The 13,236-nt window shown below is 68.3% G+C and carries 14 protein-coding genes; 6 read left to right on the top strand and 8 right to left on the bottom strand.

The window, feature by feature from the left end; all coding sequences use genetic code 11:
• Nucleotides 1-19 precede the first annotated feature (19 nt).
• The 3 genes from AOZ06_RS44455 to AOZ06_RS44445 all read right to left on the bottom strand — a co-directional run bounded on the left by AOZ06_RS44455 (nucleotide 20) and on the right by AOZ06_RS44445 (nucleotide 3,922).
• Nucleotides 20-1,876, bottom strand: a complete 1,857-nt coding sequence (locus tag AOZ06_RS44455) for a transglycosylase domain-containing protein (protein WP_083472341.1) — start codon at nucleotides 1,874-1,876, stop codon at nucleotides 20-22.
• A 75-nt stretch (nucleotides 1,877-1,951) separates the two neighbouring features.
• Nucleotides 1,952-3,343 (bottom strand): mycothione reductase, encoded by a 1,392-nt coding sequence (locus AOZ06_RS44450; protein WP_054297385.1) that lies wholly within the window; start codon nucleotides 3,341-3,343, stop codon nucleotides 1,952-1,954.
• A 51-nt stretch (nucleotides 3,344-3,394) separates the two neighbouring features.
• Complete coding sequence (locus tag AOZ06_RS44445) at nucleotides 3,395-3,922, bottom strand: YbhB/YbcL family Raf kinase inhibitor-like protein (protein WP_054294866.1); 528 nt, start codon at nucleotides 3,920-3,922, stop codon at nucleotides 3,395-3,397.
• Between the two features lie 140 nt (nucleotides 3,923-4,062).
• On the opposite strand from AOZ06_RS44445, the gene AOZ06_RS44440 reads away from it, so the two are divergent.
• The gene (locus AOZ06_RS44440; RefSeq protein WP_054294865.1) at nucleotides 4,063-5,142 is read left to right on the top strand and encodes a M48 family metallopeptidase; all 1,080 of its coding nucleotides are present in this window, start codon (nucleotides 4,063-4,065) and stop codon (nucleotides 5,140-5,142) included.
• On the opposite strand, the gene AOZ06_RS44435 is transcribed toward AOZ06_RS44440, so the two are convergent.
• Nucleotides 5,139-5,993: a M15 family metallopeptidase gene (locus AOZ06_RS44435; RefSeq protein WP_157233919.1), complete on the bottom strand. Its 855-nt coding sequence runs from the start codon at nucleotides 5,991-5,993 to the stop codon at nucleotides 5,139-5,141. The genes AOZ06_RS44440 and AOZ06_RS44435 overlap by 4 nt on opposite strands.
• A 115-nt stretch (nucleotides 5,994-6,108) precedes the next feature.
• On the opposite strand from AOZ06_RS44435, the gene AOZ06_RS44430 reads away from it, so the two are divergent.
• Both AOZ06_RS44430 and AOZ06_RS44425 read left to right on the top strand, forming a co-directional pair.
• Complete coding sequence (locus tag AOZ06_RS44430) at nucleotides 6,109-6,924, top strand: S1 family peptidase (RefSeq protein WP_054294864.1); 816 nt, start codon at nucleotides 6,109-6,111, stop codon at nucleotides 6,922-6,924.
• Nucleotides 6,921-7,418 carry a tetratricopeptide repeat protein gene (locus AOZ06_RS44425; protein WP_054294863.1) on the top strand — a complete coding sequence of 166 codons (498 nt, stop codon included), beginning with the start codon at nucleotides 6,921-6,923 and terminating at the stop codon, nucleotides 7,416-7,418. Before AOZ06_RS44430 ends, AOZ06_RS44425 begins: the two co-directional genes overlap by 4 nt.
• Nucleotides 7,419-7,423: 5 nt before the next feature.
• Here the strand turns inward: AOZ06_RS44425 and AOZ06_RS44420 are convergent, their stop codons facing one another.
• The gene (locus AOZ06_RS44420; protein ID WP_236951937.1) at nucleotides 7,424-8,590 is read right to left on the bottom strand and encodes an 8-amino-7-oxononanoate synthase; all 1,167 of its coding nucleotides are present in this window, start codon (nucleotides 8,588-8,590) and stop codon (nucleotides 7,424-7,426) included.
• Between the two features lie 72 nt (nucleotides 8,591-8,662).
• Here AOZ06_RS44420 and AOZ06_RS44415 point away from each other — a divergent pair, with 72 nt between their 5' ends.
• Both AOZ06_RS44415 and AOZ06_RS44410 read left to right on the top strand, forming a co-directional pair.
• Complete coding sequence (locus tag AOZ06_RS44415) at nucleotides 8,663-9,733, top strand: cobalt-precorrin-4/precorrin-4 C(11)-methyltransferase (RefSeq protein ID WP_054294862.1); 1,071 nt, start codon at nucleotides 8,663-8,665, stop codon at nucleotides 9,731-9,733.
• Nucleotides 9,734-9,735: 2 nt separating this feature from the next.
• Nucleotides 9,736-10,455: a PIG-L deacetylase family protein gene (locus AOZ06_RS44410; protein WP_054294861.1), complete on the top strand. Its 720-nt coding sequence runs from the start codon at nucleotides 9,736-9,738 to the stop codon at nucleotides 10,453-10,455.
• Nucleotides 10,456-10,546: 91 nt separating this feature from the next.
• Here AOZ06_RS44410 and AOZ06_RS44405 read toward each other — a convergent pair whose 3' ends face one another.
• Nucleotides 10,547-11,707, bottom strand: a complete 1,161-nt coding sequence (locus AOZ06_RS44405) for an alkaline phosphatase PhoX (RefSeq protein ID WP_054294860.1) — start codon at nucleotides 11,705-11,707, stop codon at nucleotides 10,547-10,549.
• A gap of 126 nt (nucleotides 11,708-11,833) precedes the next feature.
• Between AOZ06_RS44405 and AOZ06_RS44400 the strand changes: the two genes are divergently transcribed.
• Nucleotides 11,834-12,583 carry an SDR family NAD(P)-dependent oxidoreductase gene (locus AOZ06_RS44400; protein ID WP_054294859.1) on the top strand — a complete coding sequence of 250 codons (750 nt, stop codon included), beginning with the start codon at nucleotides 11,834-11,836 and terminating at the stop codon, nucleotides 12,581-12,583.
• 1 nt (nucleotide 12,584) lies between these two features.
• Here AOZ06_RS44400 and AOZ06_RS44395 read toward each other — a convergent pair whose 3' ends face one another.
• Nucleotides 12,585-12,959, bottom strand: coding sequence for a type II toxin-antitoxin system VapC family toxin (locus AOZ06_RS44395; protein WP_054294858.1), 375 nt, complete (start codon nucleotides 12,957-12,959; stop codon nucleotides 12,585-12,587).
• Nucleotides 12,956-13,213: a type II toxin-antitoxin system Phd/YefM family antitoxin gene (locus AOZ06_RS44390; protein WP_054294857.1), complete on the bottom strand. Its 258-nt coding sequence runs from the start codon at nucleotides 13,211-13,213 to the stop codon at nucleotides 12,956-12,958. Before AOZ06_RS44390 ends, AOZ06_RS44395 begins: the two co-directional genes overlap by 4 nt.
• Nucleotides 13,214-13,236 lie beyond the last annotated feature (23 nt).

The raw sequence follows: 13,236 nt of genomic DNA, 5'->3' as shown, positions 1-13,236 counted from the left end.
AAGGCGGCCCGTCGCGGATCTACCGCGTCGGCGGGCTGGGCCGGGCAGCGGGATCGGGCGTCTGCGAGGCGTGGACCTTGCCGCCGCGATATGCCTCCATCACCGCGCGCCACATCGTGGCCGGTTCACCCAATGCGGTGATGTCCTTGCCTTCCTTGTTCTTCAACGGCATGACCTTGTCCGCGCCGATCCACACGGCGGTCGCGATGTCCCTGGTGTAGCCGGTCATCCACGCCTTCGCGGTCGCGCCTTCGTCGCCGTACGCCCGGACGCCCGGCCTGATGGCTGCGGCCTGCCCGTTGGCGAGCGGGACCTGGGGCAGGTTGGCCGTCACCGCGGCCGCGACCTTCGGCGGCATCACCTGCGTCGCCGAGAGTGTCGCGTTGTAGCGGTTGTTGCCCTCGATGTCCTGGACCTGGCTGACGAAGTGCGGGCTGGTGCGCACACCATCGGCGGCGAGCGTGGCGTAGGCGTGTGCCATGTCGAGCGTGCGAACCCGTGTCGCGCCCGAGCCGACCGCGATCCTCGTGTCGGGCTGCTTGCCCGCGGCTTCCGTGAGCGTGGGCTTTCCGCGCAGCTCATGGGGGATACCGAGCTGGTACGCGGCGTCGGCGACCGCCGCGGTGCCGATCTTGGACGTCAACGCGGCCGAAGCCGTGTTCACCTGGCGCTGCAGGGAATCACGGACGTCACACGGCGAACACCGCACACCGGCGGGGTTTCGGAACGGAATGCCGTCGACCATGCGTGACGAACCACCGTCCAACGGCGTGTCCAGCCGGAAGCCGAGCCGCAGTGCCGCCACGGCGACGAAAGTGCCGAACGTGGTGCCCGCCTCCTGCGGGGACTGCGCGTAGTCCAGGCCGATCCCGTTGCCACCGCCGTGGTACGCCAGCACGCCACCGGATCGGGGATCGATGGCCACGAGAGCCGCGCGTACCGTGTCTGGCTGGCCTGCCATGACTGTGGACACCGTCTGCTCGGCGCTGGTCTGGGCGTCCCGGTCGATCGTGGTGATCACGCGATAGCCGCGCTGGTGCAGCTCGTCCCGGCGGAGGTCGGCGAGCTCCTCCAGTTCGGCGAGCACCTGGTTCTGGATCTGCATCCGGGCCGAACCCGGTGTCGCGTCCCTCGGCAGGGTCGCCGGGAACCGCAGCGACTCGCGGCCGGCCAGCCAGCCCTGCGCGACCATCTGGTCGAGGACGAAACCCCACCGCCGCTCGGCGTTCTCCTTGTCCACGTCCGGGTCCCAGTACGTCGGCCGCTGGATCACCCCGGCGAGCAGCGCGGCCTCGGACACGTCCAGCCGCTGCACGTCCTTGCCGAAGTACGCCTGCGCCGCGGCCTGGATCCCGTTCGCGCCACGTCCGAAGTAGACAGTGTTGAGGTACGCGGTGAGCAGGTCCTTCTTGGCGTAGGTGTCGGCCATCTTCTTGGCGAGCACCATTTCGCGCCACTTGCGGCCGAAGGAGAGCTGCTCGTTGCCGGTCGCCTTCTTGACGTACTGCTGGGTGATGGTGGAGCCGCCGCCGGACGCGCCGGTCACGTTGTTCCACACCGCCCGCATGATCCCGGTGACGTCGAACCCGGAGTTGTCCCAGTAGCTGTTGTCCTCCGCGGCCAGCACCGCCCGCTGCACGTGCTCGGGGATGTCCTGGAACCGCACGGACGAGCGGTTGCCGCTCTTCGGCGAGATCCTGGCCAGCTCGGTCACGCCGTCGGAGTAGTACAGCCGGATGGTCTGGTTCTGGCCCGCGGCGATCTGCGCGGGGTCGGGCACGTCCCATAACGAGTAGCAGTAGCGGAACGCGATCAGTGGTGCGGCGAGCGACAGGAAGAGCAAGGCGTACAAGGTCCTGCGTGTCCAGCCCCACACGGTATGGCACTCCCCGGAGTCGATCGGCTACTGACCGGTCCGTACACGCCGGGGAGGGCGAAAAGGTTGATCTCTTTACTCCAGTTCGAACTTGAGCAGCGCGTTCTCCACCACTTCCGGCATGCCGGGGTGGATCCAGTACTGGCCGCGTGCCATCTCGTGCGCGGGCAGGCCGAAGCTCATCGCCTGGATCAGCGGCTGGATCACGCTCGCCGCCTGCGGCCCCATGATGTGCGCGCCGAGCAACTGCCCGGTCGCCGGGTCGGCCAGCAGCTTCACGAACCCGGTGGTGTCCTCCATCGCCCAGCCGTACGCGATGTCCGAGTAGTGCTGCACGGCCACCACGTGACGCTGGTGGCTCGCGGCGGCTTCCCGTTCGGTCAGCCCGACCGACGCGATCTGCGGCGACGTGAACACCGCGTGCGGCACGAACCGGTGGTCCGAGGTCTTGCGGTCCTCCGGGTGCAGGAGGTTGTGCTGCACGATCCTGGCCTCGTGGTTGGCCACGTGCTTGAGCTCGTACGGCGAGCTGATGTCGCCCAGCGCGTACACACCGTCCAATGTGGTCTGCTGGTACTCGTCGACGACGACGTGGCCGCCCGGCGCGGTCGCGATGCCACCGGCCGTGGTGCCGAGGATGTCCGAGTTCGGCGTGCGGCCGATCGCCACGAGCAGGACGTCGGATTCGACGGTCTCGGCGCCGGACGGGCCCTCCAGGTGCAGCTTGACCACGTCACCGTCGCGTTCGGCGCGCACGGTCTTGCGGTCCAGCCGCACGTCCCACCGCTCGGCGGCCAGCTCGGTGAACCGCGTGGAGATCTCCTCGTCCTCACCGCGCAGCAACGCGCCGGAGCGGGCGATCACCGTGACGTCGACACCATAGGACGAGAACACGTGCGCGAACTCGGCCGCGACGAACCCGCTGCCGAGGATGGTCAGCCGCTTGGGCAGCTTGTCCAACCGCATGACCGTGTCGCTGGTCTCGTAGCCCACGTCGGCCAGGCCGGGAATGTCCGGGACGACCGCGCGCCCACCCGCGGCCAGCACGAACTTCGGCGCGGTGATCGTCTCGCTGGTGCCGTCCGGCAGCGTCACCTCGAGGACCTTCGGCGCGGTGAACGTGCCGGTGCCCTCGAAGACGGTGACGTTGGCGTTGTCCTCGTGGTGGCGGCGGTACTCACGGCCACCCGCGGCGATCGGGTCGATCCGCCCGAAGATCCGGTCGCGGATGTCGGCCCAGCGCACGCCGTCCAACGTGGAGTCGACGCCGAGCCGCGCGCTCGCGGCGGGCGTGGCGGCCAGGTCCGCGGTGTGCACGAACATCTTCGTCGGGATGCAGCCGACGTTCAGGCACGTGCCACCGAAGACGCCCTTCTCCACAATGGCCACATTCCAGTCCCTGAACCGCTGGTCGAGGATGGAATTGCCGGAGCCGGTACCGACTATCACCAGATCAAAGGTCCGCACAGTGACAGTCAACAGCACCGGCCCCGGCAATGTTCCTGCCGCCGGGGAGGTTCAGTGCCGGTAAGTGGGCACGACGATCGCCCGGGCCAGCGTGTGGAACGCGAGGTTGAAGCTCACGTACGCGGCCGACGCGCTCTCGTCGACACCGAGTTTCTCCTGGTCGACGGCGTGCACCACGAAGTAGTACCGGTGCACCTGGTCACCGGCGGGCGGTGCGGCGCCGTCGAACTTGTGGTTGCCGAAGTCGTTGCGCGTGTGGAACGCGCCTTCCGGCAGCGTGGTGTCGCTCTCACCGGCGCCGGTGTCCAGCGACGTCACCGTCACGGGGATGTCGATGGCCAGCCAGTGCCAGAAGCCCGAGGGGGTCGGCGCGTCCGGGTCGAAGCAGGTCACCACGAAGCTCTTGGTGTCCGACGGGAAACCGGACCAGCTCAGCTGCGGCGACGTGTTGCCGCCGTCGAACACCTGCGCATCGCCAAGCAGCTGGCCGCCGGTCACGTCGTTCGACGACACCGTGAACGACCGCACGGCCGGCAACAGGTCGTAGGGGTCGGGCGTGACAGGGCGCTCCAGGCTCATGTTTGCTACCTCCGGTAGTGGGCTCACTGATGTGGGTGTCAGGGACAACCCTGGTCTTTGCCGGGTATGCGGTCCAGCCGGCTCCCTCGTTGTCCGTTTCCGCGTACGTTGGCGTTAACCACAGGGAGAGGTTTACCACCGTGACTGAATCCGACGTCCAACAGTCGTCACCGCGCGTCCGATTCCCCGGAATCAGTCCACGCGCCTACGAACACCCGGCCGACAAGGGCGCGATGGCCACGTTGCGCTCCGTGCCCGGTGTCGCCGACGTGCTCAAGACCCTCAACGCGTTGTTCAACGAGCGCGCCGAGCGTCTGATGGCAGTGGCTTCCCACGTGCGGGTCGGCCCCTCGCAGTACCCGGTCATCGACCGGATCCGCAACGAGGCCGCCGAGATCCTGGACCTCCAGCAGGTCCCCAAGCTGTACGTCGCCCGTGACCCGCGCGTCATCGCGCAGACCAGGGGTATCGACGAGCCGTTCATCGTGGTGTCCTCCGGCCTGGTCGAGCTGTTCGACACCGAGGCGCTGCGGTTCGTGATCGGTCACGAGATGGGGCACGTGCTGTCCGGTCACGCGGTGCTGCTCACGCTGCTCGACCGGCTGCTGAAGCTGCAGCGCTCGGTCGCGTGGGTGCCGCTCGGCGTCATCGGCCTGCGCGCGGTCATCGCGGCCCTCTACGAGTGGCAGCGCAAGGCCGAGCTGAGCTGCGACCGCGCCGGCCTGCTCGTCGGCCAGGACCCGCAGGCCTCGCTGCGCGCGCACATGTACCTCGCGGGCGCGACCGACCTCTCGCAGATCGACATCCCCGCCTTCCTCGAGCAGGCCAAGGAGTACGAAGAGGTCGAGGACATCCGCGACAGCATCATCAAGCTGCTGGCCGTCGAGCAGCAGACGCACCCGTTCGCGGTCGTCCGCGCCTCGCAGCTGCAGCGCTGGGCCGCGTCGGAGGAGTACCGCGCGATCCTCACCGGCGACTACAAGCGCCGTGACGCCGAGGACGACGGCAACCCGCTGAACGAGGACATCCAGGGTGCGGCCAAGTCGTACAAGGACGCGTGGAACAACTCCAGCGACCCGCTGGTGAAGGTCTTCAGCGACGTCGGCGGCGCGCTGTCCGGTGTCGCGGACAAGGTCTTCAGCGGCTTCCGCCGCCGCCCGTCGGACGGCGAGCAGAGCAACGAGGGCAACAACGGCGGCACCGGCGGCGACAAGAGCTAGGTACCTGTAGCCGAGAAGTGCATCAGGTCCCTGGGCGTGCGCCACGTGCCGCCCCAGGTCCAGCCGATCGCGGTGAACGCGCGCTCGGCGACGTCACCGGCCCGGATCATCCCGGGCCGGGCTCTCCCGCGGTCCAGGTAGGCGGAGGCGAGCTCGGGCAGCACGAGCTCGCCTTTGCTGTACGGGTTGCAGAACGAGTTGACGTCGATCGCCAGGCCGTACGCGTGTGCCGACCACGTCGTCTGGCCGCGTGCGGGCCGGCAGACGAACGCGCTCGTGGAGTTGCCGTCCCCGGTCGGTGGCGCGGTCAGCTCGGCAGGCGCGGTCACGCGCATCTCCTCGATCGGGAACCTCGCTTCGTACAGCTTGCCGAACACGGCCGTGACCTGCTGGGCGACCTTCGTGTTGACGATCATCTCGCCGGTGTGCGGACGGCCGTCGAAGCCCCAGAACGACATCGTGAGGTACCGCAGGTCGTCCTTGCCGACCGGGCACCCCGCCTGCCACGTGCTGCGCGCCAGCACGTCCGGCGGGATGGGCGTGACGGTGGATTTGTACTCGCCGTCCGCCGGTGGCGGTAGCACGTCCTTTGTCGGCAATGACCGATTCACCAGTTCGGGCGGTGTCGGCCTGATCTCGCCGAATCCGTCGGCCCGTTTCGGCAGCGGGTTCTTGCCGACCTGCCAGACCGGCTTGGCCGCCGCGCTCGTCGATGTGGTCGCCGGTGTGGCTTTTTCCGTTGTGGTGACCGGAGTTCCGCTTGGCGTGAGCGATGCCGGCGCCGGTCGCGCGGTGGGCTGCGCCGCCGGTTGCGCGCCGCATCCGGCCACCAGCAACAAGATCACCAACAGGGTACGCACGGGTCCAGCTAATCACGGATGAACTCCACCCGATTCAGTGACAGCGCGTTGATCTCTTCTCACATAACGTTGACCACGTCTCAGTGGGAGTCGGAGGGAGCACGCCATGGGGGAGAAAATCAGAATGGGCCGCGCGCTGGCGGTGGTGTGTCTCCTGGCCGGTCTGGTCGCGGCAGCGGTGCCCGCGTCGGCCGACGTCCGGATCGTCGGCGGGACGAGAGCGAGCACGCAGGACTACCCGTACGCCGTGTACCTCGCGCAGCAGGACGGTTTCCAGTTCTGCGGTGGCACGCTGGCCACGAGCGAGAAGGTCGTCACCGCCGCGCACTGCGTCAAGGGCGAGCAGGAGACGCCCGGCAACGTCTACGTGGTCGCCGGGCGCGACGACAAGAAAGCCACGAACGCGGGCGTCATGGTGCAGGTCAGGCATATCTGGGTGCACCCGAGCTACACGGACGCGCTGAAGGGCCACGACGTGGCCGTGCTGACGCTCAGCAAGCGGATGAACGCCAATTACGCGCCGTTGCCGATCGCCACGCCGGACGACCAGTGGGCGTACGAGCCGAACACCATGGCGACGATCCTCGGCTGGGGCAGGACCTCGTCGGGCGGGCAGACCTCGCAGTACCTGCTCAGAGCGGACGTGCCGCTCGTGTCCGACGAGAGCTGCAAGCAGTCGTTCGGCAAGTTCAACCCGGCCTCGATGGTGTGCGCGGGTTACGCCCAAGGTGGGATCGACGGCTGCCAGGGTGACTCCGGTGGGCCGATGGTCGCGCACGGCAGGCTGCTGGGCATCTCCTCGTGGGGCGAGGGCTGCGCGCTGGCGAACAAGCCCGGCGTCTACACGCGCGTGATGGCGTACTACAAGGAGATCATGGAACAGCTGCGGTCCACGCCGCGGCTTGGCACCCTTGTCGGGTGACGACGACACAGGACTGGGAGGACCGCCTCGCCGCGCTCTGGGCGGCGCAGGACGGCCGTGACGATGCCGATTTCAGGGCCCGGATCGAGGCGCTGGCAGGCGAACTGCCGCCGGACAGTCCAGTCGGTGCGTTCGAGCTGGCGTGTGCGAACGATTCGACCGGACGGCCCGAGCTGGCCGAGCCCCTCTACCGCGAAGCGCTCGAATCCGGCTTGAGCGGCTACCGGCGGCGCCGTGCCTTGATCCAGCTGGCCAGCACGCTGCGCAACCTCGGCCGTCCCGAGGAAAGCGTGGCGTTGCTGACGGCCGAGCGCGGCCGGTCAGACCCGGACGAGTCCGTGGCGACGCTGGACGACGCGCTGGACGCCTTCCTGGCGCTCGCGCTGGTGGACACCGGCCGTGAACGGGAAGCCGCCGGGCTGGCGCTGGCAGCGCTGGCCAAGCACCTGCCCCGGTACAACCGTTCGCTGGGCTACTACGCCACACACCTCTGAACGGATCACTTCTGGGTGGCGCCGGGCGGGGCGCAGCGGGTGATGATGTCCACGGCCTTGTCGATGTCGGACTCGGTCAGGTCCGCGCGCACGGTCAGCCGCAGCCGCGAGATCTTGTCCGGCACCGACGGCGGGCGGAAGCAGCCGACCCACACCCCGGCGCCCCGGCACTCCTCGGCCCACTCCGACGCGGCCGCCGGCGTCGGTGCCTGGACCGAGATCACCGCGGCGTCCGGCTTGGAGACGCGGAAACCGGCTTCCCGCAAGCGCATCGCCAGCGTCATCGCGTTGGTCCTGACCCGCTCCGCGCGCTCGGGCTCCTCCTTGAGCACGTTCAACGCGGACAGCGCCGCGGCCACGCTGGCCGGGGCCAGGCCGGTGTCGAAGATGAACGTCCGCGCGGTCTCCACGAGGTGCCGGATCACGCGACGCGGACCGAGCACCGCACCGCCTTGCGCGCCAAGGGATTTCGACAACGTGATGGTGGTGACGACGTTGGGTTCCTTGATCAAACCGGCTTCCGCGACCGCGCCGCGGCCCCCGTCGCCGAGCACGCCGAAACCGTGCGCGTCGTCGATCAGCAGGCCCGCGTTGTGCTCGCGGCACGCCTCGGCCAGTTCGGGCAGCGGCGCCAGGTCTCCGTCTACTGAGAACACCGAATCGGTGACGACCAACGCGTGCTCGGTGCGCCTGGTCGCGAGGGCGCGCTTGATCGCGTTCGCGTCACCGTGGTCCATCACCGCGATATCCGCACGTGAGAGCCGGCACCCGTCGATCAGGGAGGCGTGGATGTACGCGTCGGTAACGATTGCCGAACCTTTTCCGGACAGCGCCGTGATCGCGCCGAGGTTCGCCGCGAAACCGGACGAGAACACCAAAGCCGCTTGTGCGCCACAGAAGGACGCCAGCGCGTGCTCCAGTTCGGTGTGCAGCTCGGTCGTGCCCGTGACCAACCGCGAACCGGTCGAACCGGCGCCCCAGCGCAGCGCGGCTGCTGCTGCGGCACCGTTCACGCGCTTGTCCCTGCTGAGCCCGAGGTAGTCGTTCCCGGCGAGGTCGAGCACCGCGTCGTCAGCCCTGCGCGGGCGGAGTTGCCTGGTCAGACCCGCTCGGCGGCGTTCGTCCGCGCGTGTGTCGATCCAGTCGAAGACCTGCTCGCCCGTTGCTGTCACAGACTGCAGTGTCGCATCGCGCGTGGCCGGGGTGAGCAAGGGAGGTGGGAAGCGTCACGGTACGGTCGCCGGGTGAGCGCAGGAATCAGCTTTGTCGGAGCGGGTCCGGGGGCCACGGATCTGATCACCGTTCGGGGCGCTCGCCGGATCGGCGAGGCCGACGTGGTGTTGTGGACGCCGAGCGTCATCGAAGCCGGATGGGTGCGTGAGAACACGAAACCCGGGGCCGAACTGATCGACCTGGCCCGGCTGGGCGACGACGAGATCGTCGAGGTGTACCGGCGGGCGGTACGGGACAAGCTGCGTGTGACACGCCTGTTCCCCGGCGACCCGGCCACGTGGGGCGCCCTGCGCGCGCAGTTGGACATCTGCGCCCGGGTTGGACTGCCCGCCGACGTCGTCGCCGGTGTGTCGCCCATGTCGGCGGCAGCCGTGTCAGTCGGCGTGTCCTTGACCGAGCCCGACTTCGCCGACTCGGTGATCATCGCGGGCCAGGAAACCACCGGCATGCCCGATCTGGCGCAGATCAAGGAATACGCCCAGTTCGGCACGACGATGGCCGTGCTCGTCCCGGCCGCGCGCGCGGCGGAGCTCGCGGACGCCCTGCGCGCGGGAGGTTACGACGACGCGACCCCGGTCGTGGCCGCGTACAAGGTGAGCTGGCCGGACGAGACAGTGGTCCGCACGACGATCGGCGAACTCGTCGCGACGGTGAAGCAGCACCGGCTCTGGCGGCACACCCTGTTCCTCGTCGGCGGCGCGGTCCGCGCGGGCAGGACGGCACGCCCAGCCGGTGAAACGCCCCGGCGCCCGGAAAGTGTGGCGCGCTGGTCGCGGACTCGTAGCCGCTCCAGCTGGCGCGCGGAAACCAACCGCCCGGTCACGGCGACTGAGCCGGACAAGCCGGTGGAGGAAGAGAAGCCGCGTCGTGTCACGGCGGTGGTGCCCGAACCGAAGCCGGCGCAGCCGAAAGCCGCGGCAGCGGCCAGCACCCCGACCAAATCCGTGACGGCACAGGCGAAGAAACCGGCGAGCACTGCCTCCGCCGCGAAGGCGCCTGCGAAGCAGGCGGCCAAGACGGCTGCGAAGACAACGGCCAAGGCGCCGGCGAAGAAGACGACCCGTCCGCGTAGGAGCAGTTGACGATGGCAGCCGACTACGAGCCGATGCCGAGTGACTGGGAGCGTGGTCTCGCGGTCGTGGCGCACCCGGATGACCTGGAGTACGGCGCTTCGGCGGCGATCGCACGGTGGGTGGACGACGGGAAGTCCTTCGTCTACGTGCTCGCCAGCCGGGGTGAAGCGGGGATCGACGGGATAACGCCGCAGGAATGCGGTCCGTTGCGGGAACGCGAGCAGATCGAGGCAGCGCGGATCGTTGGTGTGTCCGAAGTGGAGTTCCTGGACCACCGGGACGGCGTGATCGAGTACGGCTTGCCCCTGCGCAGGGATCTCGCCGCGGCGATTCGCCGGCACCGGCCGGAGCTGGTGGTCACGCTCAACCACGCCGCTTCGTGGTCGAACGGGAGCCGGAACTCGCCGGACCACCGCAACGTCGGCGAGGCGCTGCTCGACGCCGTGGGGGATGCCGGCAACCGGTGGATCTTTCCGGAGCTGGGCCTTGAGCCGTGGAACGGTGTCCGCTGGGTTGCTGTGGCTGGGGTGACCGAGGCGACCCACGCGGTGGCCGTCGAGTCCAGTTTGGACCGTGGGGTTGCTTCTCTCGAGGCCCATCGGGCCTACCTGGAAGGCTTGGGCGACGGGCCGATGTCCGATGCCGGTACTTTTCTTCGTGATTCCGCGCGGGAGGCAGGGGAACGGTTCGGCGGGCGGCTTGCCGTTGCGTTCGAGGTTCTTCCGGTGTAGGTGTTCGCCCTTGCCGGCGCAGGTGCTCATGCCTGATGGACAGGAGCACCCACGACGGCCGCTTCAGCGCTTGCTCGTGCGATTCTGAGTGTCAGACCCGGAAGGGGCCTGTCACCTCGTAGGTGATTCCGCCGCTGCTGCTTCCCGATGTCCCGCGCTGGGACGAGAAGTACAGGCGTTTGCCGTTCGGGCTGAATGCCGGGCCGGTGATCTCCGAGCTGCTTTGCCCGTTGATCCTCAGGAACGGTGCGACGATCGCGTTCGGGGTGATGATGCAGATCTCCATGTTTCCGCCGTCCTCCGCGACGAAGAGGTCTCCTGTGCTGGACCTTGTCACGTTGTCCACGCCGCTCAGCGGAGGTGTGCCCGGGCTGACCAAGGAGTCGTCGTACGTGAGGCTGATGGAGCTGTTGGCTGCGTCATATGCCCACACGCGGTTGTCGCCCTTGGTTGTGAACCAGCAGACTCCTGCCGCGTAGTAGCAGCCTTCTCCGCCGTTGAAGCGCTTCGTGCCGGTGACTTGGTTGCGTGTCGCCGTTGAGCTACCGGCTGGGTCCGGGACCGGTTTCCAGGTCACCGGGCCGCTGGTCGCCGAGGTCGCGCCGATCATCACTTCCAGCCGCCCCGCTGACAGGTCACCCCATGTCGACGGGATGAACCGGTAGAACGCGCCGTCCGACACGTCTTCCGTCAGGTATATCGCTTTCCTGTCCGGGTCGGCCGCGCACGCTTCGTGTTTGAAGCGGCCCATCGCTGGGCGGCGGACCGCTGCTTTCACGCCCCACGGGTCTGTTTCGTAGACATATCCCCGGTCCACTTCTTCGCAGGACAGCCAGGTGTTCCACGGAGTCGCGCCGCCTGCGCAGTTCACGTTCGTCGCCGAGAGGGTTCGGTAGGCGCCGGTGATGGTGCCGTTCGCGTCGAACTTGATGGAGCCGACGCCTCCCGTGATGGCGACTTCGCTGTTGGACGTGTAGATCCACCCCGTGCCGTCGGCGAAGCACGCGCCGCCGTCCGGTGCGGGGTGCCAGGTGTATGACGTGCCTGTCACGCGCTGTCCTGTGCGCGCGACGACTCGGCTGGTGAAGCCGCTTGGCAGCATGAGGCCGTTCGCGTCCGCGGCTTGTAGTGGCCCGTACGGGCTTGGGCCCGGTTGTGCGGTTGCGGCGAAGGCGTCGTGCCAGGATGCTCCGCCGAACGCGGCGGCTGCGGCTCCGACAACTCCCACTCTCAAGAAGTCTCGACGTTCCACAGGTGGACACTCCTGTTCGCGGTGGGTGCAAGGTCAGTTGCGACGGGTAACGACACTAATCCGGGGCGGTGACGGCCACGCCAACAACTGGCGAATCCGGTTCGACAAACCTGGTTGGATGACCCCATGACCACACCTGTTGCTGTGATCACTGGTGCCGCACAAGGAATCGGTCGTCAGGTCGCGCGGACCCTGGCCGAACGTGGCTATGCGACCGTACTCACCGATCTGCGTGAACCCGAGGAATCCGGTGCGCTGACTGTGGCCGGGGACGTCAGCAACCCGGAGGACGTCGCTGCTTTGGCACGGCGTGTCCGTGACGAGTTCGGTCGTGTCGACGTGCTCGTGAACAACGCGGGCGTGTCGCTGCTTCAACCGGCCGAGGAGACGACCGTCGAGCAGTGGCGCAGGGTCCTGGAGGTCAACCTGACCGGTCCCTTCCTGCTCAGCCAGGAGTTCGGCCGGGACATGCTCGCCGCGGGTGCCGGGTCGATCGTGAACATCGCCTCCGTGGCCGGTTTGCAGGGCTTCTCCGACCGCGCCGCGTACAGCACGAGCAAGCACGGCCTGATCGGCCTGACCAGGTCGCTGGCCGCGGAATGGGGTGGCAGGGGAGTGCGGGTCAACGCCGTGTGCCCCGCGTGGGTCAAGACCGAGATGGACGTGGCCGACCAGGCCGACGGTGGTTACACCGATGACGACATCGTCGGACAGGTCCCGATGGCACGCTTCGCCGCGCCCGGCGACATCGCGTCGGCTGTGGCGTTCCTGGCCGATCCCGCCCTGTCCGGGTACATCAACGGCGTCGCGCTGCCGGTCGACGGCGGCTGGACGTCGGACGGCAGCTGGACGTCGCTGCGCCTGCGCAAGCGCTGAGTCACCCGGCAGGGAGGATGGGCACGTCGTAGGCCGACATCGCCCGGTCGGCTGTCACGAGAGTCAGTCCCTCGCACCGTGCCTGAGCGATCAGCAGCCGGTCGAAGGGATCCTTGTGGTGCGACGGCAGCCTGCCCGCTTCAACGCCGTGCCGGAGGGTGACCGGAATCTCGGTGAATCCCGATCGCTCCACCTGTGCTTCCAGGTCGTCGGGGGCTTCGAGCTTGCCAATCGCTTGCTTGGTGACAATCTCGAAGCCGCTCACCGCCGACACCGCGACATCGTCGCTCGACGTGATCAGGCTGGCGATGCCCGGGGTGAGGTGCGGATCGTTGAAAAACCACCACAACAGCACATGTGTGTCGAGAAGGATCATGAGTTCGGCTGGGCTGGATCACCCGCGGAGAACAACTCGATGAGCTCGTCCGGTGTCTCGTCGAAATCAGGCGCGATCCATCCTTTGCCTTGCCAGGCGCCCGGCTGGCGGCGCACGGCGGGGCGCTGGACCGGGACCAGGCGGGCGACCGGGGTCCCGTTGCGCGCGATGACCACGTCCTCGCCCTGGACCGCTTGGTCAAGGAGTTGGGAGAGGCGTGTCTTCGCCTCGTAGACGTTCACCTGCACGCTCATGGAGACATCATAAACCCTGGGTT

The sequence above is a fragment of the Kibdelosporangium phytohabitans genome (assembly GCF_001302585.1).
GTDB classification, from domain to species: Bacteria; Actinomycetota; Actinomycetes; order Mycobacteriales; family Pseudonocardiaceae; genus Kibdelosporangium; species Kibdelosporangium phytohabitans.
The sequence above is the reverse complement of the archived record's forward strand: the minus strand, read 5'-3'. Positions and strand labels throughout refer to the sequence as shown.